A 20,889-nucleotide genomic window follows, 5' to 3' on the forward strand; every position below is an offset into this window, starting at 1 on the left:
GTCAGTGGCGCCAGGGGCTGCACAGATATTTTTTTCTGCGGTGCAGGCAGTGGCGGCGAAACAGCCCATGAGCAGGACCCGCGCAGTGGCCTGGGTGAAAAAGATCAGTGCCCTGCATGCGCCCGGCGAAAAGAGACGCCCCCGCAATCCGCTGCAGCGTGCTACTGTCGTTTCCAGGTTGCAGTTTTGGCACCCAAAAACTTCGAGCTCCCAGCGGCCTCATCGCCACATTCGAACGCTCGTTGTCTCCGGGTCGTTTTCCCGGCGGGGCATCATCACGGCGACACGGTGTCCGTGACGCACGGATTCCGGTGTACGGCCCCGAAGAGGAGACACCACATGGCATCCGGCATCGTGAAATGGTTCAACGCGGCCAAGGGATTCGGCTTCATCGAGCAGGACGGCGGTGGAGACGACGTCTTCGCCCACTTCTCGAACATCGCCTCCCCCGGCTTCCGCGAGTTGCGGGAAGGCCAGAAGGTCACTTTCGACATCGCGCGGGGCCAGAAGGGCCCGACGGCCGAGAACATCGTTCTCGCCTGACTCCGACGCGCATTGCGTAGCTGGGGCCCGCATCCCTCGGGGTGCGGGCCCCAGCTGCACGCGTTTCCCGGTGTGACGGCGCCGGCGTGACCAATTTTTTCAGGGCCGCAGTCCGCCGGTCCTCCACCCCATCGATTTCGTGATCAGCGCCTGCATGGCGCCGCCCCCTCGCGGCACATGCGCCCGCACGGCATATCCGCGGGCCGGAGTCGCTTTTCGCATTCCATTCGGCCTGTTCTCGTAATTCCCTGCACCGCGTTTTCATCCGGGAATTCCTTGATATGTGCCGCATCCGCATCAAGGAAGGTTCTGCATGAACCGCACACGTACGAACGCCCGCTCTTCCCGCAGCCGGACCGGCGGCCCCGCCTTCGGGACCGCCGCCGGTCCGGAGGGGGGCAGCCGTTTCGGCTCGTCGGCCCCCGGCCGTTCCACAGGTCCGCGACGCCACTCGGGCGGCCATGGCCTCCGACCCGCCTCAGCGCAGGGCGAGTTCGCCCCGCCGGAGACCACCACACCCGCGCTGCCCGCCGTCGAGTCCTTCGCCGACCTCGCCATGCCGGTCGAGCTGCTCGCTGCCCTCGGTGCGGAGGGACTGAGCGTGCCGTTCCCGATCCAGGGAGCCACCCTGCCCAACACCCTTGCGGGCCGAGACGTCCTCGGCCGCGGCCGAACCGGCTCCGGCAAGACCCTGGCCTTCGGCCTCGCCCTGCTGGCCCGCACCGCCGGACAGCGCGCCGAGCCGCGTCGGCCACTGGCCCTGGTCCTCGTCCCCACCCGCGAGCTGGCCCAACAGGTGACCGACGCCCTCACCCCCTATGCCCGCGCCGTGCAGCTGCGTCTGACCTCGGTCGTCGGCGGCATGCCGATCGGCAGGCAGGCCGGCGCCCTGCGCGCAGGCGTGGAGGTCGTCGTGGCCACACCGGGCCGGTTGCAGGACCTCGTCGACCGCGGCGACTGCCGGTTGGACCAGGTCGCGATCACCGTTCTGGACGAAGCGGACCAGATGGCCGACATGGGCTTCATGCCGCAGGTCACCGCCCTCCTGGACCAGGTGCGTCCCGAAGGGCAGCGGATGCTGTTCTCCGCCACCCTGGACCGCAACGTCGACCTGCTGGTGCACCGTTACCTGGCCGACCCGGTCGTGCACTCGGTGGACCCCTCGGCCGGTGCGGTGACGACGATGGATCACCACGTACTGCACGTCCACGGCGCCGACAAGCACCGGACGACGACGGAGATCGCGGCGCGCGAGGGCCGGGTGATGATGTTCCTGGACACCAAGCACGCCGTCGACCGGCTGACCCAGGACCTGCTGGACAGCGGCGTCCGGGCCGCCGCCCTGCACGGCGGGAAGTCGCAGCCCCAGCGCACCCGCACCCTCGCCCGGTTCAGGACCGGGCACGTGACCGTGCTGGTCGCGACGAACGTGGCGGCACGCGGCATCCACGTCGACAGCCTCGACCTCGTCGTGAACGTGGACCCGCCGACGGACCCCAAGGACTACCTGCACCGGGGCGGCCGGACCGCCCGCGCCGGCGAGTCCGGCAGCGTGGTCACCCTCGTCACCCCGAACCAGCGCCGCGGGATGACGCGTCTCATGCAGGCCGCCGGCATCACACCGCGGACGACCCAGGTCCGCTCCGGCGACGAGGCGCTGAAGCGGATCACCGGCGCCCAGGCCCCCTCCGGCGTCCCGGTCGTCATCACCGCCCCCGTCGCCGAACGCCCCCGGCGCAGCTCGCGCCCCCAGGGCGGGCGCCGGCCGGCTCCTAGGACCCCCCGCACCAGCGGGCGACAGGGCTCCGACACGGCGGCCTGAGAACGCGTGTTCGCCGAAACCGACCCTTCTCCCCAGGTGGCACTCTTGACGATGATCACGATCCAGCCCCGCTCGGTGAACGCCGACCCTGTGCACCGGACGGTGGGCGACGCGATGGAGGCGGCCGGTCCGCAGCTCGGTGACGACATGACGATCGAGGTGGCCCTGGCCGTGATGGCCGGCGCCCGCGCGGGTCATCTGCTCGTCCGCGACGAGGACGGCCTGTGCACCGGGCTGATCACCCAGGGCCGGCTCGCCGCCGTCCGGGACAGCGCGGCGTACACGGACCGGGTCCGTCTGCGCGACGTACTCGGCGAGCGCGGGCCGGTCACCTCGCCCGTGACCACGATCGCCGAAGCCGAACATGCCATGCGCTACCGCAGGCTCGCTGCCGTGCCGGTTGTCGACGAACAGGGCAGCGCTCTGGGCGTCCTCGCGCTGACGCGCTGAACCACCTGCAGGGGCTCGGCCGGGCGTCGCGCCCGAGCCGGCACGAGGGCCCGACCGGCACGCGCCGGTCGGGCCCTCCCGCGTACCCGGCCTGCGATGGAGGGCGCTCCGCGGATCCGAGCCCACCGCGGCGGATGGGTTCTGGTCGGCGACGGAGAAAATCTATGGCGGCCGTAGTAGACATCAGGACGTGGCGTGGGTATGGTTTTTCTCGTAACCGAGAGAGACCGTAGGGTCCGGCAGAGACGAACTGCCGGGCAGTAACAACCGCAGTTGTAGTAGGCAGAACGGTGCGGTGGTGGAGTCCCGAAGCCAGGTTGTGAAGGAAGGCGACGGGGCTGACGACCGGACCGGGCGGCCCGAAGTGATCAGGGGCCGCCGCGAGCAGTACGCAGTACCAGCAGTGAGCAGTTGATCACCGAGGGAAGAACGGAGGAGCCGAGCGCCATCAGGATCGCCCGGGCGTAAGCCTTGAGCCCGGGTACCGCAGGACATCGATAGTGAGGTGGTCTCCGGTCAAGCAACCGCGATCCCCGCACTCCCGGCAGCATCTCGGCCGGGTCGGCGGAAAGACGAGGTCGGCGCAGTATCAGGGCCGACAGATGGTGTAGTAGTTCCTTCGGGGCCCTGGTGCCGTACGGCATCAGGGCCCCTCCATGCGTTCCGCGAGAGAGGTGCAATGACAGCAGACGACTCGTTCGGCCGTCTCGACGACGACGACTACCCCGCCTACACCATGGGCCGGGCAGCAGACACGATCGGTACCACCCAGGGCTTCCTCCGCGCCCTCGGAGAGGCCCGCCTGATCACCCCGCTCCGCTCCGAGGGCGGCCACCGCCGCTACTCCCGCTACCAGTTGCGCCTCGCCGCCCGCGCTCGGGAGCTCGTGGACCAGGGCACCCCCATCGAGGCCGCCTGTCGCATCATCATCCTTGAGGACCAGCTCGAAGAAGCACAGCGCATCAACGCCGAGTACCGCCGCGCCGCCGAGTCGTCCGCGCCGCCCTCGGCCTGAATCGAGTGCGCCCGTCCCCGGGCCATGGGCGCCGGGGAGTGCGGCGCCTAGGATCGCGGCATGGCGCTGCTCATGGGGGACGTGGACCGGTTCGAGGCCGCCAGGCCTCGGTTGGAGGCCATCGCGTACCGGCTGCTCGGGTCGGCGGGCGATGCGGAGGACGCGGTGCAGGAGACGTTCCTGCGCTGGCAGGCGGCGGACGGCGGGCACATCGAGGTGCCCGAGGCCTGGTGGACGAAGGTGTTGACCAACCACTGCCTCAACCAGCTGACTTCGGCCCGTGCCCGGCGGGAGACGTACGTGGGGCGCTGGCTTCCCGAGCCGCTGCTCGAAGGCGATCCGATGCTCGGGCCGGCCGACACGGCCGCCCAGCGCGAGTCGGTGTCGTACGCCGTCCTCGTCCTGCTGGAGCGCCTGACGCCCAACGAGCGTGCCGTGTACGTCCTGCGGGAGGCCTTCGACTACCCGCACCGGGAGATCGCCGAGATCCTGGACGTCAGCGAGGCCGCCAGCCAGCAGATCCACCACCGGGCCAAGAAGCACGTCGCGGACGGCCGGGTGCGCACCGAGATCGACAGGGGCGCGGCCCGGCGGATCGTCGAGGAGTTCCTGGCCGCCGCGACCAGCGGCCGTACCGAACCCCTCGTCCGGCTGCTCACCCAGGACGCCGTCGCGGTGGGCGACGGCGGCGGCAAGGTCCCGGCCCGCGCGAAGGCGTTCGAGGGCGCCCTCGCGGTCGCCACGTTCCTGCGCGGCCTGTTCAAGCCCGGCAAGGCCAAGCGGGCCATCGTCGGCGGCACGCCCGAGATCTACGCCACGACCGCCAACGGCGGCCCCGCCATCGCCGCGGTCGTCGACGGCCGGCTCGTCGGGATCACCTGCCTGGACGTCACCGCGGACGGCATCGTGGCGGTCACCAGCCAGGTCAACCCCGACAAGCTCGTGCGCGCGACCCAACGGTGGGCTGCCGCGGACCACGGGGAGGGCCCGCTCCACACCCTGTGAGGCCCGGCGTCACGCCGCGACGCGCCGGCGTGACGCAGGTCACACACGGAGCCTGTCAGGAATCGCGGGGCTGCCCGGTTCAAGGTGCGACACCACGCCGGCCCACGGCGGACCCGCCCAGACAGGAGCACGGACATGGAGCACCGCATCGTCGTCCTCGGAGCCGGATACACCGGTGCCGTAGCCGCCGGCCGTCTCGCCAGGCGGCTGCACCGCGAGGACGTCCGGATCACCCTCGTCAACCCCGAGCCCGACTTCGTCGAGCGCGTCCGGCTGCACCAGCTGGCCGCCGGCCAGGAACTCCGGCCCCGGCCGTTGGACGCGATGTTCGCGGGGACGGGGGTGGCGGTGAAGCTCGCGAAGGTGACCGCCGTGGACGTGGACCGCAGGACGGTGTCGGTCTCCGCCACAGGCGCAGCGGACGCCGCCGAGCCGGAGGAACTGGAGTACGACACGCTGGTCTACGCCCTCGGCAGCGGCCGGCACGACGGGGGCGTCCCCGGTGCCGCCGAACACGCCCACGAGGTCTCCAGCCGCCCGGGCGCCCTCCGCCTGCGCGACCGCCTCGCCGCCCTGGGACCCGGCCGGCCCGTGGTCGTGGTCGGCGGCGGCCTGACAGGGCTGGAGGCCGCGACGGAGATCGCCGAGGCCCGCCCGGACCTCGACGTCTCCCTGGCCGCGGGCGGCGGCCTCGGCGACTGGCTGTCGGAGAAGGGCCGCGCCCACGTGCGCAGGACGGTGGACGGGCTCGGCGTCACGGTCCACGAGCACGCCGTGGTCGACGCGGTGGAGGCCGACCGCGTCACGACCGCCGACGGCCGGACCGTCCCCGCCGACGTCACCGTCTGGACCACCGGGTTCGCCGTCCACCCCATCGCCCTGGCCACCGCACTGGAAGTCACCGACGGCGGCCGGATCGTGGTCGACGCGACGATGCGCTCGGTCTCGCACCCGGACGTGTACGCCGTGGGTGACGCGGCGACGGCGACGGGCCCCGGCGGCAAGCCGCTGCGCATGTCCTGCGCCTCGGGCGTCCCGATGGCCTGGCAGGCCGCCGACGCGATCGCCGCGCGGCTCGCCGGCACCAAGGTCCCGCGCGTCCCCATCCGCTACTTCCAGCAGTGCATCTCCCTGGGGCGCAAGGGGGGCCTGATCCAGTTCGTCACCGCCGACGACCGGGCCGTCGACAGGGTCCTGACCGGCCGCGCGGCCGGCTTCTACAAGGAGCTGATCTGCAAGGGCGCGACCTGGGGCGTGGCCCATCCGACCGCGGGCCTGCCCACCCGGCGCCGCCGGGTCGCGCAGCAGCGGGCCGGGAGCCCCGCCCGGGCCCGGGCCGCGGCCTGACCCCGCCGAGTCCACCCGCCACCGCCCACCCTCCGCGGCCTGCCTACCCCGTCCCGGCAGGGCCGCAGGCCCGGGTGGGCGGGGTGGGGCCGGCCGATGCGCCTCCGCCGCGGGCCGCCGCCGATACGTTCCGCCGGGTGGGGCCACGACCGCCGTGTCGGCGTGGGTGGGGGCGGCAGCGCCAGGAGGATGTTGGCCGACGCTGCCCGGGAGCTCCCGCGAGTACCGTGGGAAGGGCATCCGGGGCCGCACCGGCGGATGGGGATGACAGGCGTGTCGACATCGAGTCACGAAACGTTCGGCGCACCCTGCTGGGTGAGCCTCATGGCCCACGACGTCGGCGCGGCCCAGGCCTTCTACAGTGCGGTCCTCGGCTGGCGGTTCGGCAACGACCGGCTCGGCGGGGGCTTCGCCGTCGGCTTCAGCGACGGGATCCCGGTGGCCGGCCTGGGTTCCATGCCCGCCGGCGTCACGGTCCCGGTCGCCTGGACGCCGTACTTCGCCGTGGACGACGCCGACGTCACCGCCGCGCGCATTCTGGAGCGCAGCGGGACCGTCGCCGTCGGGCCGCTGGCCTTCGGTACGGGACGGGCGGCGCTCGCCGCCGACCTGGACGGTGCGGTCTTCGGGATCTGGCAGGGCGACGCCATCCCCGACTGGGGCATGGGCGGCGAGGCCGCCCCCGCCTGGCTCGAACTGCGCACGCGCAACGCCTTCGACGCCGCCATCTTCTACGGCGAGGTCCTGGAATGGGCCTGCGCGCAGGCCGGCTGCTGCGAGGTCGCCTACATGGAGGAGGACAACCGCATCCTGCTGCGCCACGCAGACCGTACGGTGGCCCGCCTGCACGGCGGGACGCTCGCCCAGGCCCCGGACCCGGACCTGCGGCCGCGCTGGCAGGTGCACTTCCGGGTGCCCGACCTCGAAACCGCGGTGAAGGCCGCGACCGGGCTCGGCGGCACCACCGTCTCCGTGACGGACAGTGGCGCGGACCCGTACGAGGTCACCCTGCGGGATCCCGAGGGCGCGCTGTTCGGGATCGTCGGACCGGCCGCTTCCGTTCCCTTCTGACCCCTCCCCCGCGCGCTCCCTCCCCCTCCGGACCACCCCTCCCCTGCCGGTCCCCCCTCCGCCCCGTCCTGGCGGACGGCTGGCACGGCGTCACCTGGAGGGCCCAGCCCAACGGGCGCGACCGGTGACGGCCTGTGTCCAATGGCAGGGCATGGCTTTCCTGCCGCGCCCTGCACCTGCTCCGTCCTTGCCCGTCGTCCCCGGGAGTGCTTTCCATGAGCGAGCCGTCCCCGTCACCCGGCGACCAGCCCGCCGCGGCGCCGGCTGCCCGCCCGCCCGCCGAGCGCGACGGGTCCCGCGGGGGGCGGATCGCGAAGAGCGCCGTCTCGGCGGTGCTGATCACGCTGACGTGCCTGCTCGTCCCGCTCTCGCTGCTCACCGTCTGGGTCCACGACATCGTCCTGGACACCGACCGGTACGTCTCGACGGTCCAGCCGCTCGCGTCGAACCCGGCGATCGAGGAGGCCGCCGTGGGCCGCATCACCAAGGCGGCCGACGTCCGCGTGGACGGCTCCCGGGTCACGGCCGACCTGGCGAAGTGGCTGGAGTCCCAGGGGCTGCCGCCGCGCGTGGGCGCCGCCGTCAAGGCGCTGGGTCCGCAACTGGACGCGGCGGCCGACCAGGTCGTCTCCAAGGTGGCGACCCGGTTCGTGGAGAGCGACCGCTTCGAGAACGTCTGGACGGCGGCCAACCGGGCCGCCCACAACGCCGTCGTGCACGCGCTCACCGGCAAGGGCCGCGGCGCGGTCGGCGTCGACGGAGGCACCGTCACCCTGGACGTCGGCGAGGCCGTCGACAAGGTGAAGGAGGAACTCGTGGCCGCCGGAGTCTCCCCGGCGTCCAAGATCCCTGAAGTCGACAAGCAGATGGTGCTGTTCCAGAACGACAAGCTGGGGCAGATCAGGGGTGCGGTGCGGTTGCTCGACGTCCTCGGCAACTGGCTTCCCGTGCTCACCGTCGTGCTCGGCGCGGCCGGCGTCCTGCTGGCGCGGCGCCGCCGCCGGGCCCTGGTGACCACCGCCCTGTGCTCGGCCCTGGCCTGTCTGCTGGTCGCCGTCGTCCTGGCCGTGGGCCGCCGCTACTACCTCGACCACCTGCCCCCGGAGGTCCAGTCCCCGGCCGCGGCGGCGGCCGTCTTCGACACGCTGGTGCGGTTCCTGCGGGTCAGCCTGCGGACCGCCATCGTCCTCGGGGTCGTGGTGGCGCTCGGCGCCTACCTGTCCGGAGCGGGACGGCTGCCGCGCGGGGTGCGCGGGCGGGCCGACCGTACGGCCGACTCGGCGGCCCGGTGGGGCGCCGGGCACGGGCTGCGCACCGGGGGCGCGGGCCGGTGGGTGGAGGCCCACCGCCACGCACTCACCCTGGGCGTGCTGCTCGTCATCGCGCTCGTGTTCGCGCTGTGGAACCACCCGACGGTGCTGACGGTGCTCCTGCTGGTGCTGATCCTGCTCGTGGTCCTCGCCGTACTGGCCCTGCTGGCGGCCGGCGGCCGCATCGCCGACGTGCCGGGCGCACCGGCGGGCCGCCCGGACCGCGGCCCGGGCGGCCCGGACCGCGGCTGAACCGGCGGAGGGGCCGGGAAGTGAGCTCAGGCCAGGATCCTGGCCTTGGCCCGGTCGAACTCCTCCTGGCTGATGTCGCCCTTGTCCTTGAGCGCGGCGAGTTTGCCCAACTCGTCCGCGGAACCGCCGCCACCCCTGCTTCCGGCGGCCTGCTGGACGTAGGAGCGGAAAGCCGCCTCGCTCTCCCTGATCTGCTTGGCGTCCCGTTCGTGCATGCTGCGGCCGCGCGCGATGACGTAGACGAACACGCCGATGAAGGGCACCAGCAGCACGAGGACCAGCCATCCCGCCTTCCCCCAGCCGTGCAGGCCGTGGTCACGGAAAATGTCCGTGATGATTTTGAAGAGCAGGAAGAACCACATGACCCACAGGAAGAACCACAGCATCGTCCAGAAGAGGTTGAGAAGTGGATAGTCGTCCATGCCCGACTCCGATCATGCACGTGGTATTCCATTGATACAGGCGGGTCCGCGGCTCCGCATGTGGAGCGAATGGCGCATCTTTTGCACCCGTGAGCGGGACGGGGCCACGATGGACGCATGAGATCGCCCCCTCGTTCGCGAGGGGGCTCGTTCCGCCGACGGGGAACAGCCGATGGTGCTTGACCTGATCGTCATCGGACTGATGATCGCCCTCAATCCGCTGCCCATCATGGCCTTCGTGCTGGTGGTGTCCGCACCAGGGGGCGTGTGGAAGGGTCTCGCCTTCATCCTCGCCTGGCTGGGCTGCCTCGTCGTCGTGATCGCCCTGGTCCTGCTCGTCACCGGCGGCCAGCCTCCGCCGCCGCGCTCCCCGCCGTCCACCGCCGGCCTCGCGGTCCGACTGGCCATCGGCATCGGGCTGGTGGCGTACGCCGAGCACCGGCGCCGGCGGCGCCCCGTGGCGGACGCCCCCCGGAAGCCGGCAGCGGCCCCGTCCGGCTCCCCCGAGGAGCCGGGCGCCCTCTCCCGGATGGACCAGACGTCCGCGTGGTCCGCGGCCGGGCTCGGGGTGCTCCTCCAGCCGTGGGGCATGGTCGGTGCGGCCGCCGCGACGGTCCTCCAGGCGGACCTGTCGGACAGCGCCACGTACGTGGCCCTGTTCGGCTTCTGCCTCCTCGCCACCTCCACCCTGCTGGCGATGGAGCTGTACATGGTGTTCGCCCCGGAGCGGGCCGCGCGGGTGCTGACGGGCATGAGGGCGTGGCTGTCGGACCACAAGGATCCGGCGATCGTGCTCGGCTGCCTCTTCCTCGGCGTGTGGCTGGTGGCCAGGAGCCTGTACGAGCTCACCCGCTGACGGCGGCGCCGGTGCGGCGCAGCTCCGGTGGCCGGATGCGGCCGGTGCCGTTCTCCTGAAGGCATGGAACGCAACGCCGTCCGCCGCCGCCGACGCGTCCTGCTGGGCCACTGCCTGCGCGCGACCGGCTCGGTGGTCCTGCTCACGGCCCTGTACTACCTGGCGCCCCTGGAGGGCGGGTTCGGCGTCCTGACCGTCCTCACGCTCGTGCTGGGACTGCTCGCCTTCACCGTGCTGACGATCTGGCAGGTGCACGCCATCACCCGTGCGGAGTATCCGAGACTGAGTGCCCTTGAGGCGATGGCCACCGCCGTTCCGCTCTTCCTGGTGGTCTTCTCGGCCACGTACTTCATGCTCTCGGAGAGCATCCCGGCGACCTTCACGGAGCCCCTGAACCGCACGGACGCCCTCTACTTCACGGTCACGGTCTTCGCCACCGTGGGCTTCGGCGACATCGCCGCCACGACCGGCACCGGACGGGCGCTGGTCACCGTGCAGATGATCGCCGACCTGATCGTGGTGGGCGTGATCGCCAAGGCGCTGTTCGGCGCGATGAAGATCGGCATGCGCAGGCGGGGCGGTGCGGGACACCGGCCCCCGTTCGTGGACGACGGGGAGCTGTGACCGCCCGCCGGCCGGCCGCGGACGCCGAAAGGCCCCGCCCTGGACCGGGCGGGGCCTTGGGGCGTGGACGGGCCGGTCAGGACGGGCACTTCAGCCCGGAGGAGGCGGCGGTCGTGGCCTGGTCCAGTTGCTGGATCTGGGGCTGGAGCTGGGTGAGGGCGTCCTTGCCGGTGGTGTCGCCCGGCAGGTCCTGGTAGCCCTTCTTGAGGTTCTCGGCCGCCGACTGGACCGCCTGGCGCTCCGCGTCCCTCATCTTGTTCGCGTTCTCCTTGACGTCCTCCCAGTCCTCCTGGACGGCGTCGTAGGCGTCCTTGAGCTGGTCCTTGGTCGCGACGGCGGGATTGAGGGCCTTCAGCTTGGCGTTGTCGGCCTTCAGCGCGTTCAGGTCGGTGCACAGGTCGGCCGCGGCCTCGGTGGCCTCCTCGGCAGGGGAGGAACTGTCGTCGGAGCACGCGCTCAGGCCGAACACCGCGCTCAGGCAGAGGACACCGATCACCGGGAAACGCTTCATGGAGGGGCCTTCCTCGATCAGGGCAAAGCAGGCGTAGGGGACCATCCGGTCCTACGACAAGCTATGCATATCCGGATACGGTACGCATCCGCACCGATCCGCACCGCACCCGGCATACGGTCCCGGTGGCGCTAGGCAGCGGGCTGGATGTTCTGGTTCAGGTGGAAGAGGTTGTCCGGGTCGTACGTCCGCTTGACCTCGGCCAGCCGGTCGTAGTTCCCCTTGTAGTTGGCCCTGATCCGGCCCTGGTCGTCCTCGGCCATGAAGTTGATGTAGCCGCCCTCCTCGGAGTGCGGGGCGGTGGCCTCGTAGTAGTCGCGGACCCAGGCGATGTTCGCGTCGTTGTCCGCCGGGTCCGGCCACATGCCGGCGATGACGGTGGCGAAGGACGCGTCGCGGTAGGCGAAGGCCGTCTCGTCGGGTCCGACGCGGTGGCAGGCCCCGTTGATCGGGTAGATGTGGACCGTCGAGTTCACCGCCGGCAGCTTCGGGCCGTGCGCCAGGTGCGCCTCGATCGCGGAGTCGCTGAGCCCGGTCACGAAATTGGCCTTCCAGTAGTGCTGGAGACCGGGCGGTACGAGTGCGTCGAAGGCGCTGTTGAGCGCCGGGTACGGCATCGGGCCGACATGCTCGGCGATCACCGGGGCGAAGTCGTGGAAGGGCTGGAGCGCCTTCTCGCCCTCGTCCGTCGGCCCGGCCCAGCACGCCACGATCAGGGCGAACGGTTCGCCGTGGCGGTCCGCCGGGATGAAGGGCAGCGGCGGGGCGATCTGGAAGGCCGGGAAGCCGCCGAGCTGCTCGGGGGCGTCGGCGATGTACTCGGCGAAGGACCGCAGCACGGTGGCCGCGTCGTCCAGCTCGAAGAGCATCGGCCCGCCGTAGACGTCCTTGACGGGACTGAGCCGGTACACGAAGGAGGTCACCGCACCGAAGTTCCCGCCGCCGCCGCGCAGCGCCCAGAAGAGGTCCGGATGCTCCTCCTCGCTCGCCACGAGCAGTCGGCCGTCCGCCGTCACCACGTCCGCCGAGACCAGGTTGTCGCAGCTCAGGCCCAGCCCCCGGCACAGGTAGCCGATGCCGCCGCCGAGGGTGAGCCCGCCGATGCCGGTGGTGGAGATGATGCCGCCGGTGGTCGCGAGCCCGAAGGCGTGCGTGGCCGCGTTGAGGTCGCCCCAGGTCGCGCCGCCCTCCGCCCGCGCGATGCGGCGCGCCGGGTCGACGTGCACCCCGCGCATCCCGGAGAGGTCGGCGACCACGCCGTCGTCGCAGGTGCCGAAACCGGGCACGCTGTGGCCGCCGCCGCGGACGGCGAGGTCCAGCGCGTTCTCCCGGGCGAATTCGACCGCGGCCATGACGTCACCGGCGTTGGCGCACCGTACGACGACCGCCGGCCGCCGGTCGATCATGGCGTTGTTGACCGCACGCGCCTGCGCGTAACCGTCGTCGTCGGGGGTGACGACCGCCCCGCGCACCCGTTCCCGCAGCCGGTCGATCGCGAGCTTGCCCATGACCATCGCTCCTCGTCCTCGTACCTCGCTCCGGCGCACGCGCCGCGGCGCGGCGCGTGCGCCGGGTGCTGCCCCTAGGGCCCCAGGTGGCTGAAGCCCACCTCGAAGTGCTCGACGGCCACGACCTGCTGGCCTTCCCGCCGGGCGGTCTCCTCGCGGATCCGGTCGGCGAGTTCCTCGCTGTCGCGCATGCTCCGCTCGTCCTCCCACAGCGTCAGCGACCTGGCCTCCCCGGTGGCGCGGTCGACCAGGTAGTAGACGCCCCGGAATCCCGGTGCGTCCTGGACGCGGCGGACGATCTCCTCCGACAGCGCACCCAGGTCGCCCTCCGCGGGGACGGGTGATCCCTGGTAGGTGCTCAGCCTCGCGAACATCAACGGCAGTCCTTCCTGGCCCGGCCGCCGTCGGGGGACAGGCAGCTCCACGACCAGCGTCCTCCGGCAGGCCGCGCCGCGCATGCCGGAGCGGCGCGACAATGGTGGCGGGGGGACGCGTCTGCCGGTGCCGTTGCGGAGAGGCGGGACGTCGAGTGGCGTACATAGCTGTGACCGCCCTGAGCCATGCGGGGCTGCTCCGCGAGCACAACGAGGACAGCCTCGCCATCGGGCCGTGGACACTGTGCGGGACCGTGACGCAGAACCCCCAGACCCTGGTGTTCCCCTTCGGCAGGCCGCTCGTCGTCGCCGTCGCCGACGGCCTCGGCGGACAGCCGGCCGGGGAAGTGGCCAGCGAGCTCGTGGTGCGCCAGCTGTCCTCGCTCGGCCCCTCCCTGGACGGGACGCAGGCCGTCGCGGACGCGCTGGACCTGTGCAACGACGCGGTGTACTCGGCCGCCGACGGCCGGCCGGACCTGACCGCCATGGGGACCACGGTCGCGGGCGCCCTGGTCCTCTCGGAGTCGCTGCTGGCCTTCAACGTCGGCGACAGCAAGGTCTTCCACGCGGCGCGTGACGGCCTGCGCCAGGTGAGCGTGGACGACAGCCCGCCACCGGCGCCCGGGCACCGCACCACCTCCGCCGTCACGCAGGTGCTCGGCGGCAGCCGCGGGCGCAGCGCCATCACCCCGCACATCGCGGCGTGTCCCCTGGCGGAGGGCGACCGCTACCTGGTGTGCAGCGACGGGCTGACCGACCCGGTGCCGCCGGACACGATCGAGGAACTGCTGCGGGTGCACGACGACGGCAGGGCGGCCTTCGAGCTGTGGAAGGCCGCGATCGACGCCGGGGGGCCCGACAACATCACGCTCGCGCTCGTCCGCATCGGCGCCTGATGCACCCGGGCCGTTCGAGGGCGTGCCCGTGCTATTTCCGGACCGGAAATCGAATGGCGCAACACCGGAACAAGGGAAGCGAAATGTTCTCCCGGCCCACCGCATTCCCCTGTGCTACGGTGACGGGAGTTGCGGTTGTGGTCCCCAAAAAGCTTACAAGTGCCCTCACCCGATGGTCTGGTGAGTGCACTTTTCATTTCCGGTTCAGATTTCCGGTCGGGGCAATCATCTCGGCGACGCCGGGTTCGCACAGTGCGGCCCGGGCATGGCCCCAAAGGAGAACGCGCATGGCATCCGGCACCGTGAAGTGGTTCAACGCGGAAAAGGGATTCGGCTTCATCGAGCAGGAGGGCGGCGGCGCGGACGTCTTCGCCCACTACTCCAACATCGCCACCTCCGGCTACCGGGAGCTCCAGGAGGGCCAGAAGGTCACCTTCGACGTCACGCAGGGCCAGAAGGGCCCGCAGGCCGAGAACATCGTTCCCGCCTGACGCCGACGCCCGACCGAGTAGCGCCCCCGCGGCCCGCACCCTCCGTGCGGGCCGCGGTCCGTCTGCCCGCACGGCGGGAATCGGCCGCCGCCGCGCCGGAAGCCCTCCCCGCAGCCGGGCCCGCTTGCTAGAGTCCGTGCCCATGTCGATCCCTGACGACCTGCTCCGCGACCTCGCCGCCAAGGTGGAGTCGGAGCAGACCAATCAGATGTCCCTGACGGTCGTCGTGAACGGCGCCGTCATCACCGGCCGCCTCGCCCCCGAACGCGTGTGGCGCCAGCGGGTGGCGGAGGTCCTGCGGGACTCCGACCGGCTGGGCCCCTTCGCCGAGGTCTTCAGCTCCCCCGGGAGCCCACCCGGACAGCCCGACGGCCCGCCGTCGCACCTGCACTTCCACGTGGCCCGCATCCTTCAGGGCCCGGTGGGCATCCCCGAGACCGGCGGGATGTACCGGATCGCCCTCGACGACGTCAGCGCCTGGACCGTCGGGGACTTCAGCTACTCCGACAAGTAGCCGCCGGCCCACCTGTGCCGCTCCCGGAGGTCGTACGGGGACCGGCGCGGGCCGCCCGGACGGCCGGTCCCCACAGGGGGACGGGCGCCGGCGGCCCCCGCCGTGTCCACATCCTGGACGTCTACGCTCGATTCATGAACGCAGAAGCCGACGCCCTCGCGACCGTGAAAGACGCTGACCGGAAGCACGTCTTCCACTCCTGGTCGGCGCAGGAGCTCATCGACCCGCTCGCCGTCGCCGGCGCCGAGGGGTCGTACTTCTGGGACTACCAGGGCAACCGCTACCTCGACTTCTCCAGCGCCCTGGTCTACACGAACATCGGCTACCAGCACCCGAAGGTGACGTCGGCCGTCCAGGAGCAGGCGGCCAGGCTGTGCACCGTCGCGCCCGGCTTCGCCGTCGACGCGCGGTCCGAGGCTGCCCGGCTGATCGCCGAGCGCACCCCCGGCGACCTCGACAAGATCTTCTTCACCAATGCGGGCGCCGAGGCGGTGGAGAACGCCGTCCGCATGGCCCGGCTGCACACCGGCCGCCCGAAGGTGCTGTCCGCGTACCGCTCGTACCACGGTGCCACCTCCACCGCGATCAACCTGACCGGCGATGCCCGCCGCTTCGGCAACGACTCCGCGACCGCCGGCGTGGTGCACTTCTGGGGGCCGTTCGCCTACCGCTCGCCCTTCTACGCCGCGACGCAGGCCGAGGAGTGCGAGCGGGCCCTGCGGCACCTGGAGGACACCATCGTCTTCGAGGGCCCTCAGTCCATCGCCGCGATCATCCTGGAGACCGTCGGCGGCGCCCCCGGCGTGCTCGTGCACCCCGACGGCTACCTGGCCGGCGTCCGCGCGCTCTGCGACCGCTACGGCATCGTCTTCGTCCTCGACGAGGTCATGGTCGGCTTCGGGCGCACCGGGAAGTGGTTCGCCTGCGAGCACTGGGACGTCACGCCCGACCTGATCTGCTTCGCCAAGGGCGTGACCAGCGGCTATGTGCCCCTCGGCGGTGTGGCCGTCTCGGCGGCCATCGCCGAGACCTTCGCCCGCCGGCCCTACCCGGGCGGGCTCACGTACTCCGGGCACGTGCTGGCCTGCGCGGCCGCCGTCGCCACGATCAACGTGATGGAGGAGGAGGGCATCGTCGAGCAGTCCGCTCGCACCGGCGCCGAACTCCTCGGCCCCGGCCTGCGCGCCCTCGCCGAGCGGCACCCCTCGGTCGGGGAGGTCCGCGGCCTCGGCACGTTCTGGGCGCTCGAACTGGTCCGCAGCAGGGAGACCCGCGAGCCGCTGGTCCCGTACAACGCCTCCGGGGCGGACAACGCGCCGATGGCGGAATTCGGGGCCGCCTGCAGGAAGGGCGGGCTGTGGCCGCTCGTCGCGGGCAACCGGCTCCATGTCGCACCACCGTGCAACATCACCGCGCAGGACGTGGAGAAGGGGCTGCGGATCCTGGACGAGGCCCTCGCAGTGGCCGACGCACACACCGTCTGACCTGCGCGTCTGTGGGGTCGCCCAATCCGCTGGTACCCGGGTTCGGAGGATCCGTGCGGTGGTCAACCCGCCGCACGCGTGCTGCAATCCGTTCAGGCCGTCAACGTCGAAACAGGCCGAGCACCTACGGACCGGGATGCACGTCAGTCCCGGGGCGGCCCCCCGGGGGCCGAACGGCGGGGAGCGGGACGACCGCTGGACGCCGGGCGTACGGGATCCAGAAGTACGGACTCCGTGTTCCCGAGTACCCGAAGGAAGACAGCATGAGCAAGCACGTCCTGGCCCAGAACCAGTACGGCAAGGCCGAGAACCGCATCGTGAAGGTCACCCGCAAGGGCAACGACGGTTCGTGGCATGAGATCCGCGACCTCAACGTCTCGGTCGCGCTCCGCGGTGAGTTCCGCGACGTCCACCTCACCGGCGACAACGCCAACTGCCTGCCGACCGACACCACCAAGAACACGGTGTACGCCTTCGGCAAGGAGCACGGCATCGAGTCGCCGGAGGCCTTCGGCATCCTGCTCGCCAAGCACTTCGTCTCCTCGCAGCGGCCCATCCGCGAGGCGCAGATCCGTATCGAGGAGTTCGCCTGGGAGCGCATTCCGGTCCCGACGCGCAAGGAGCAGCACTCCTTCGTGCTCAAGGGCCAGGAGGTGCGCACCGCGCAGATCACCTACAGCGAGACGACGGGGCTGCAGGTCATCTCGGGTCTGAAGGACCTCACGGTGATGAACTCGACGAACTCCGAGTTCCACGGGTACATCAAGGACAAGTACACGACGCTCAAGGAGGCGTACGACCGCATCCTGGCGACCAAGGTCACCGCGCGGTGGGCGCACTCGGCACTGGCCGCAGACGACCCCGGCCACGATTGGGACCAGGCGTACAAGAAGGTCCGCAAGCACATGCTGGAGGCCTTCGCGGAGACGTACTCGTACTCCCTGCAGCAGACCCTGAACCAGATGGCCGAGCGCGTGCTCGACAACTGCCCCAAGGTCAACGAGGTGCGGCTCAACCTCCCCAACAAGCACCACTTCCTCGTCGACCTGGAGCCCTTCGGCCTCAAGAACGACAACGAGGTCTACTTCGCCGCGGACCGCATGTACGGCCTGATCGAGGGCACCGTGCACCGTGACGGCGTGCAGCCCGTGATCGCGACGTCCGACTGGATCGTGGCGTAACGGTCCCCGCACCCGTCGTGAGCCTGGCCCGGACCGCGTCGCGGGGTCCGGGCCGGGCCGCGTCCTAGGCCTCGGGCAGTTCGTCCGGCGGGCGGCCGACGAGCAGGTTCCAGCGCCCGGCCCGCCCGGTCAGGGTGGTCACCCACTCGGGCCGCACGTCGAGGCGCCAGAAGGCCGCCGCGGGGAGTTCCAGCGCGTGCACCACGGCCGCCCGCACGACGGCCTGATCGACCTCCGCCCGGTGCGTGCCCGGGGCCAGGCCGGCCAGCTCCGCCCCGACGCGGGCGATCAACGCGTCCACGGACTCGCCACCCGGCGGCGCGTAGCCGGGATCCGTCAGCCAGGCCTGCAGGGCCTCGGGGGTCCGGGCCGCCACCTCGTCCAGGGTGCGCCCGGCCCACTCCCCCGTGTCCGGGCCGCGCAGGCCGGGATAGCGGGGGCACGGCCGGGCGTGGCCGAAGCGGCCTTGACGGGCGGCGGTGTCCAGTGGGGGGCGCACGAGGTGGACGCGCACCGACTGACTCTTCATTCCGGCAGCGTAGGCCCGGCACCGCCCGCATCACGTCCCGGCCGTCCGGACCGCATGGTGGACGACTTTCGGCCTGTCCTTCCGTTTTCTAGCCGACCGGGCCCTTGTGCCGGCTGCCGCACCCAAGAAGGCTGTGCAGCCGACCAGTTGATGATGAAAGGGCTGATAGTCCATGGCGACGGCGATCAGGCAATGGCGGGGCTGGACGGGTGCCGCACCCTTCTGGCTGAATTCGTTCCTGCTGCTGCTGGCACCCTGCTGCGCCGTCACGCTGTTCGGCCAGATCGGCATCATCGCCGCCCTCGCCGCACTCGGCGGGCTGGCCCGCCACCTCTGGTACGGCGACTACGGCCACCCGGCCGTACACCTGGCCGCCGTGGCCATGGGGGCGGGCACGGCGGCCGTCGTCATGTGACCCGCGCATCGGCGCCGCGGCACGGCGCCCCCGACCCTTCACCCGTTCGGGTGCATCTTCGCGGAACCCGGCGGCCGGCGCCCCGGATCGGCGCAAGCTGCGAAGACGCCCGGATCGTGTGACGACACGCCCGTGACTCCATGTCAGTCTCTCGTGTTGCACGGTGTGCCGATGGGCAGGGGAAGTGTCCACTGCTCGCATGAACCGGCCGCACGCGCCGGACAGAAGGGAATCCCATGCCCCGCGCCCAGTGGGTCGTCGCTTCTGTGACGGTGGCTCTGCTGTCCACCACCGTCGTGGTGGTGCAGCGGACCGAGGGCGCCGCGCCCGCCACCGCGACCACCGACGACGCACTTCCCTCGCGGGCGCTGGGGCTGTCCGGCCACCGCCGCCTCGTACGGGAGCTGGAACAGTCCGGCGCGAGCGAGACCCGCGGGGCGCCACGGCCGCACGGGATCGCCGCCGGGCCGCTGCGGACGGTCTCCGGACCCCTGCGGGCCGCTCGGCCGCTGCGGTTGCGCATCCCGAGCCTGGGCGTCGACGTGCCGTTCGGCGGCGAGCCCGACGAGGCCTCCTGGGACTCGGGAGGCCCGGCGCCCGGCGCGGCCGGGACCGCCGTGGTCACCGGAACCGGTCTACGGCTGGGGGAGTTGCGCCGGGGCCGCACCATCGAGATCCCGCGCGCGGACCGGCGTACGGCCGTGTTCACCGTCGTCGGGGTCTCGCCCGGCAGGGCTTCCGGGCGCGAGGACCTGCCCGACCGGGCCCAACTGCACGTGATCGGGGGCGAGACCGCCGTGCTGGCCCGGCTGACCGGTCACCGCAGCAGCAGTTGAGGTCTGGCGGCCTGTCAGCCGAGTGGTGTGCTTTCGTCCCCCGGTCGGAGGCTTCTGGAGGTCCGTCCGGGAGCCTTCCGGCGTGGCGGGGCACACCCCTCGCATGACCCGGAGGCGACCCGCACGTGCGGCACTGACGAAGGCCCTCACCGCAGCCTGCGTCATGCTGCTGTGCGTGTTCGGTGCCGGTCCCGCCGGCGCAGCCGCCGCGGAGCACCGCCCGGCCTCCTCGGCTCCTGTGGGGCCCTCGGCCCCCGGCGCACCCGCGGAGCCCACCGAAGGGTCCTCCGATCCGGCCGCCGACCCCGAGGTTCGCACGGCCGTACGGGCGCCCTCGCGCGGGCTCACCGGCGTGCAGCGGACCCCGCCGGCGGTGTTTCACGTGAAACAGGGCAATGGCCCGGGCAGCGGCCCCCGCGCGGAAGCGCCGTGTGAAGCGGCCCCGGCCCTGCGGTCGGTGCGGAGTGTGGTGCTGCGCTGCTGAGCGGACCGGGTCCCCAGCGCATCCCCCCACACCCCCTGAACACCGTGAGGTTCCGCCATGCCCATCGACCCGTACGCCGCCCTGAACGCCATGCTTCGCGCCGAGGTCTCGCGCTTCGCGCCGCCCGTACGCCCGAGCGAGCCCAGTGCCCCGCCGAAGACCCCGGCCCCGTCCGTCGAGGACGAGAGTGATCCGCAGCGGACCGGGGCCGCGGCCACGCAGCCGGTCGGCGCGCGGACCGCGGCCCGCGACTCGGCGGCGTAGCACCGGCGAGCCGGCCCGCAGGCGCCGGCTCCCCTGCCTCGACCGAAGGCGGGGGAGCCTGCGCCCTCGGTGGTCCCGGCCCGTGCGGCCCTGCTCAGTCCTCGTGCGTGTAATAGCGGTAGAAGGCGGTGAGTCCGACGCCCGCGGCGACCGCAAGGCCGATCACGACGGACTTCAGGACCGACTCGTCGGTCAGGCTGTGCAGGTAGCCCACCGCGATGCCGCCGAAGGCGCCGTAGGCGGCGGCGTGGACCTCGCGCATCATCCGCGGGCCGACCCTGGCCAGGGCGAACATGATCCCGGCGAAGACCACGCCGCACAGGATCCCGAAGAACACGTTGGCCGCGGTCACCGGGGCCTCGTGGCGCTCGATGAACGCGCACCAGACGCCGTAGACCAGTCCGAGGAGCAGTGGCCTCACGTAGGCGCCCTTGCTCAGGTGGGTCATGTCCGCCATCTGCCGGTGCTGCCGCGGGGCAGCGGGTGCCGCGTGTGCCATGACGGGCTCCTCTCTCCATCCACCAGAGCACACCCGCCGCTCCTGACCGGCAAGTGGATCAGCGGCGGCGGCCGCGCCGCCCGCGATCGCGCGGCGGCCGGGCGCGCGCCGCTCGCCCACGGCCGGGCGCACCACCCGGCCGCAGCAACACCGCTCGCGCCCCGGGCCGTCCCCGCTTTCCCTGGT

At 72.0% G+C, this 20,889-nt stretch carries 24 protein-coding genes; 18 read left to right on the forward strand and 6 right to left on the reverse strand.

Annotation, left to right across the window (positions count from 1 at the left end):
* Positions 1–339 precede the first annotated feature (339 nt).
* The 8 genes from IF89_RS0124250 (at position 340) to IF89_RS0124285 (ending at position 8,815) form a co-directional block, all read left to right on the forward strand.
* Positions 340–543 (forward strand): cold-shock protein, encoded by a 204-nt coding sequence (locus IF89_RS0124250; protein WP_030771891.1) that lies wholly within the window; start codon positions 340–342, stop codon positions 541–543.
* Between the two features lie 313 nt (positions 544–856).
* A complete protein-coding gene (locus tag IF89_RS0124255; RefSeq protein WP_030771894.1) occupies positions 857–2,365 on the forward strand; it encodes a DEAD/DEAH box helicase in 1,509 nt (502 codons plus the stop codon).
* 51 nt (positions 2,366–2,416) lie between these two features.
* Positions 2,417–2,815: a CBS domain-containing protein gene (locus IF89_RS0124260; RefSeq protein WP_420706960.1), complete on the forward strand. Its 399-nt coding sequence runs from the start codon at positions 2,417–2,419 to the stop codon at positions 2,813–2,815.
* Positions 2,816–3,494: 679 nt separating this feature from the next.
* The gene (locus tag IF89_RS0124265) at positions 3,495–3,830 is read left to right on the forward strand and encodes a MerR family transcriptional regulator (RefSeq protein ID WP_030771900.1); all 336 of its coding nucleotides are present in this window, start codon (positions 3,495–3,497) and stop codon (positions 3,828–3,830) included.
* Between the two features lie 60 nt (positions 3,831–3,890).
* Positions 3,891–4,835: an RNA polymerase sigma factor SigJ gene (sigJ, locus tag IF89_RS0124270; RefSeq protein WP_030771903.1), complete on the forward strand. Its 945-nt coding sequence runs from the start codon at positions 3,891–3,893 to the stop codon at positions 4,833–4,835.
* Between the two features lie 135 nt (positions 4,836–4,970).
* A complete protein-coding gene (locus IF89_RS0124275; protein WP_030771906.1) occupies positions 4,971–6,182 on the forward strand; it encodes an NAD(P)/FAD-dependent oxidoreductase in 1,212 nt (403 codons plus the stop codon).
* A 264-nt stretch (positions 6,183–6,446) separates the two neighbouring features.
* Positions 6,447–7,253: a VOC family protein gene (locus IF89_RS0124280; RefSeq protein ID WP_030771909.1), complete on the forward strand. Its 807-nt coding sequence runs from the start codon at positions 6,447–6,449 to the stop codon at positions 7,251–7,253.
* 215 nt (positions 7,254–7,468) lie between these two features.
* Positions 7,469–8,815 (forward strand): hypothetical protein, encoded by a 1,347-nt coding sequence (locus tag IF89_RS0124285; protein WP_234327855.1) that lies wholly within the window; start codon positions 7,469–7,471, stop codon positions 8,813–8,815.
* A 26-nt stretch (positions 8,816–8,841) separates the two neighbouring features.
* Here the strand turns inward: IF89_RS0124285 and IF89_RS0124290 are convergent, their stop codons facing one another.
* Positions 8,842–9,237, reverse strand: coding sequence for an SHOCT domain-containing protein (locus IF89_RS0124290; RefSeq protein WP_030771916.1), 396 nt, complete (start codon positions 9,235–9,237; stop codon positions 8,842–8,844).
* A 172-nt stretch (positions 9,238–9,409) separates the two neighbouring features.
* Between IF89_RS0124290 and IF89_RS0124295 the strand changes: the two genes are divergently transcribed.
* Together IF89_RS0124295 and IF89_RS0124300 are read left to right on the forward strand one after the other, a co-directional pair.
* On the forward strand, positions 9,410–10,093 hold the full coding sequence (locus IF89_RS0124295; protein WP_030771919.1) for a GAP family protein: 684 nt from the start codon (positions 9,410–9,412) through the stop codon (positions 10,091–10,093).
* A gap of 63 nt (positions 10,094–10,156) precedes the next feature.
* Complete coding sequence (locus IF89_RS0124300; protein ID WP_051807527.1) at positions 10,157–10,717, forward strand: potassium channel family protein; 561 nt, start codon at positions 10,157–10,159, stop codon at positions 10,715–10,717.
* A 76-nt stretch (positions 10,718–10,793) separates the two neighbouring features.
* Here IF89_RS0124300 and IF89_RS0124305 read toward each other — a convergent pair whose 3' ends face one another.
* From IF89_RS0124305 to IF89_RS0124315, 3 genes are all read right to left on the reverse strand, one after another.
* Positions 10,794–11,228 (reverse strand): hypothetical protein, encoded by a 435-nt coding sequence (locus tag IF89_RS0124305; protein WP_030771925.1) that lies wholly within the window; start codon positions 11,226–11,228, stop codon positions 10,794–10,796.
* Between the two features lie 131 nt (positions 11,229–11,359).
* Entirely contained in the window at positions 11,360–12,736 is a 1,377-nt protein-coding gene (locus tag IF89_RS0124310) for an FAD-binding oxidoreductase (RefSeq protein ID WP_030771928.1), read from the reverse strand.
* Positions 12,737–12,810: 74 nt separating this feature from the next.
* Positions 12,811–13,110 carry a hypothetical protein gene (locus tag IF89_RS0124315; RefSeq protein ID WP_030771930.1) on the reverse strand — a complete coding sequence of 100 codons (300 nt, stop codon included), beginning with the start codon at positions 13,108–13,110 and terminating at the stop codon, positions 12,811–12,813.
* Between the two features lie 155 nt (positions 13,111–13,265).
* On the opposite strand from IF89_RS0124315, the gene IF89_RS0124320 reads away from it, so the two are divergent.
* From IF89_RS0124320 to pucL, 5 genes are all read left to right on the forward strand, one after another.
* Positions 13,266–14,006 (forward strand): PP2C family protein-serine/threonine phosphatase, encoded by a 741-nt coding sequence (locus IF89_RS0124320; RefSeq protein WP_030771933.1) that lies wholly within the window; start codon positions 13,266–13,268, stop codon positions 14,004–14,006.
* Between the two features lie 287 nt (positions 14,007–14,293).
* Complete coding sequence (locus tag IF89_RS0124325; RefSeq protein ID WP_030771935.1) at positions 14,294–14,497, forward strand: cold-shock protein; 204 nt, start codon at positions 14,294–14,296, stop codon at positions 14,495–14,497.
* A gap of 142 nt (positions 14,498–14,639) precedes the next feature.
* The gene (locus IF89_RS0124330) at positions 14,640–15,011 is read left to right on the forward strand and encodes a hypothetical protein (RefSeq protein WP_030771938.1); all 372 of its coding nucleotides are present in this window, start codon (positions 14,640–14,642) and stop codon (positions 15,009–15,011) included.
* Positions 15,012–15,145: 134 nt separating this feature from the next.
* Entirely contained in the window at positions 15,146–16,495 is a 1,350-nt protein-coding gene (locus IF89_RS0124335) for an aspartate aminotransferase family protein (RefSeq protein WP_030771941.1), read from the forward strand.
* A 263-nt stretch (positions 16,496–16,758) separates the two neighbouring features.
* On the forward strand, positions 16,759–17,676 hold the full coding sequence (pucL, locus tag IF89_RS0124340) for a factor-independent urate hydroxylase (RefSeq protein WP_030771943.1): 918 nt from the start codon (positions 16,759–16,761) through the stop codon (positions 17,674–17,676).
* A gap of 64 nt (positions 17,677–17,740) precedes the next feature.
* Here the strand turns inward: pucL and IF89_RS0124345 are convergent, their stop codons facing one another.
* Positions 17,741–18,205 (reverse strand): histidine phosphatase family protein, encoded by a 465-nt coding sequence (locus tag IF89_RS0124345; protein WP_043194337.1) that lies wholly within the window; start codon positions 18,203–18,205, stop codon positions 17,741–17,743.
* A 172-nt stretch (positions 18,206–18,377) separates the two neighbouring features.
* On the opposite strand from IF89_RS0124345, the gene IF89_RS0124350 reads away from it, so the two are divergent.
* The 3 genes from IF89_RS0124350 (at position 18,378) to IF89_RS0124365 (ending at position 20,204) form a co-directional block, all read left to right on the forward strand.
* The gene (locus IF89_RS0124350; protein ID WP_030771954.1) at positions 18,378–18,620 is read left to right on the forward strand and encodes a hypothetical protein; all 243 of its coding nucleotides are present in this window, start codon (positions 18,378–18,380) and stop codon (positions 18,618–18,620) included.
* A gap of 236 nt (positions 18,621–18,856) precedes the next feature.
* Entirely contained in the window at positions 18,857–19,456 is a 600-nt protein-coding gene (locus tag IF89_RS40945) for a class F sortase (RefSeq protein WP_051807530.1), read from the forward strand.
* A 541-nt stretch (positions 19,457–19,997) separates the two neighbouring features.
* Positions 19,998–20,204, forward strand: a complete 207-nt coding sequence (locus IF89_RS0124365; protein WP_030771962.1) for a hypothetical protein — start codon at positions 19,998–20,000, stop codon at positions 20,202–20,204.
* A 94-nt stretch (positions 20,205–20,298) separates the two neighbouring features.
* Here the strand turns inward: IF89_RS0124365 and IF89_RS0124370 are convergent, their stop codons facing one another.
* Entirely contained in the window at positions 20,299–20,703 is a 405-nt protein-coding gene (locus IF89_RS0124370) for a hypothetical protein (RefSeq protein WP_030771965.1), read from the reverse strand.
* Between the last annotated feature and the right edge of the window lie 186 nt (positions 20,704–20,889).

Source organism: Streptomyces sp. NRRL F-2664 (genome assembly GCF_000719345.1).
Classification (GTDB): domain Bacteria; phylum Actinomycetota; class Actinomycetes; order Streptomycetales; family Streptomycetaceae; genus Streptomyces.

What these genes read in the sequence shown, in the direction of transcription:
- IF89_RS0124250 (WP_030771891.1), top strand. Translation starts at nt 340, where the DNA reads ATGGCATCCGGCATCGTGAAATGGTTCAACGCGGCCAAGGGATTCGGC.
- IF89_RS0124255 (WP_030771894.1), top strand. Translation starts at nt 857, where the DNA reads ATGAACCGCACACGTACGAACGCCCGCTCTTCCCGCAGCCGGACCGGC.
- IF89_RS0124260 (WP_420706960.1), top strand. Translation starts at nt 2,417, where the DNA reads ATGATCACGATCCAGCCCCGCTCGGTGAACGCCGACCCTGTGCACCGG.
- IF89_RS0124265 (WP_030771900.1), top strand. Translation starts at nt 3,495, where the DNA reads ATGACAGCAGACGACTCGTTCGGCCGTCTCGACGACGACGACTACCCC.
- sigJ (WP_030771903.1), top strand. Translation starts at nt 3,891, where the DNA reads ATGGCGCTGCTCATGGGGGACGTGGACCGGTTCGAGGCCGCCAGGCCT.
- IF89_RS0124275 (WP_030771906.1), top strand. Translation starts at nt 4,971, where the DNA reads ATGGAGCACCGCATCGTCGTCCTCGGAGCCGGATACACCGGTGCCGTA.
- IF89_RS0124280 (WP_030771909.1), top strand. Translation starts at nt 6,447, where the DNA reads ATGACAGGCGTGTCGACATCGAGTCACGAAACGTTCGGCGCACCCTGC.
- IF89_RS0124285 (WP_234327855.1), top strand. Translation starts at nt 7,469, where the DNA reads ATGAGCGAGCCGTCCCCGTCACCCGGCGACCAGCCCGCCGCGGCGCCG.
- IF89_RS0124290 (WP_030771916.1), bottom strand. Translation starts at nt 9,237, where the DNA reads ATGGACGACTATCCACTTCTCAACCTCTTCTGGACGATGCTGTGGTTC.
- IF89_RS0124295 (WP_030771919.1), top strand. Translation starts at nt 9,410, where the DNA reads ATGGTGCTTGACCTGATCGTCATCGGACTGATGATCGCCCTCAATCCG.
- IF89_RS0124300 (WP_051807527.1), top strand. Translation starts at nt 10,157, where the DNA reads ATGGAACGCAACGCCGTCCGCCGCCGCCGACGCGTCCTGCTGGGCCAC.
- IF89_RS0124305 (WP_030771925.1), bottom strand. Translation starts at nt 11,228, where the DNA reads ATGAAGCGTTTCCCGGTGATCGGTGTCCTCTGCCTGAGCGCGGTGTTC.
- IF89_RS0124310 (WP_030771928.1), bottom strand. Translation starts at nt 12,736, where the DNA reads ATGGGCAAGCTCGCGATCGACCGGCTGCGGGAACGGGTGCGCGGGGCG.
- IF89_RS0124315 (WP_030771930.1), bottom strand. Translation starts at nt 13,110, where the DNA reads ATGTTCGCGAGGCTGAGCACCTACCAGGGATCACCCGTCCCCGCGGAG.
- IF89_RS0124325 (WP_030771935.1), top strand. Translation starts at nt 14,294, where the DNA reads ATGGCATCCGGCACCGTGAAGTGGTTCAACGCGGAAAAGGGATTCGGC.
- IF89_RS0124330 (WP_030771938.1), top strand. Translation starts at nt 14,640, where the DNA reads ATGTCGATCCCTGACGACCTGCTCCGCGACCTCGCCGCCAAGGTGGAG.
- IF89_RS0124335 (WP_030771941.1), top strand. Translation starts at nt 15,146, where the DNA reads ATGAACGCAGAAGCCGACGCCCTCGCGACCGTGAAAGACGCTGACCGG.
- pucL (WP_030771943.1), top strand. Translation starts at nt 16,759, where the DNA reads ATGAGCAAGCACGTCCTGGCCCAGAACCAGTACGGCAAGGCCGAGAAC.
- IF89_RS0124345 (WP_043194337.1), bottom strand. Translation starts at nt 18,205, where the DNA reads ATGAAGAGTCAGTCGGTGCGCGTCCACCTCGTGCGCCCCCCACTGGAC.
- IF89_RS0124350 (WP_030771954.1), top strand. Translation starts at nt 18,378, where the DNA reads ATGGCGACGGCGATCAGGCAATGGCGGGGCTGGACGGGTGCCGCACCC.
- IF89_RS40945 (WP_051807530.1), top strand. Translation starts at nt 18,857, where the DNA reads ATGCCCCGCGCCCAGTGGGTCGTCGCTTCTGTGACGGTGGCTCTGCTG.
- IF89_RS0124365 (WP_030771962.1), top strand. Translation starts at nt 19,998, where the DNA reads ATGCCCATCGACCCGTACGCCGCCCTGAACGCCATGCTTCGCGCCGAG.
- IF89_RS0124370 (WP_030771965.1), bottom strand. Translation starts at nt 20,703, where the DNA reads ATGGCACACGCGGCACCCGCTGCCCCGCGGCAGCACCGGCAGATGGCG.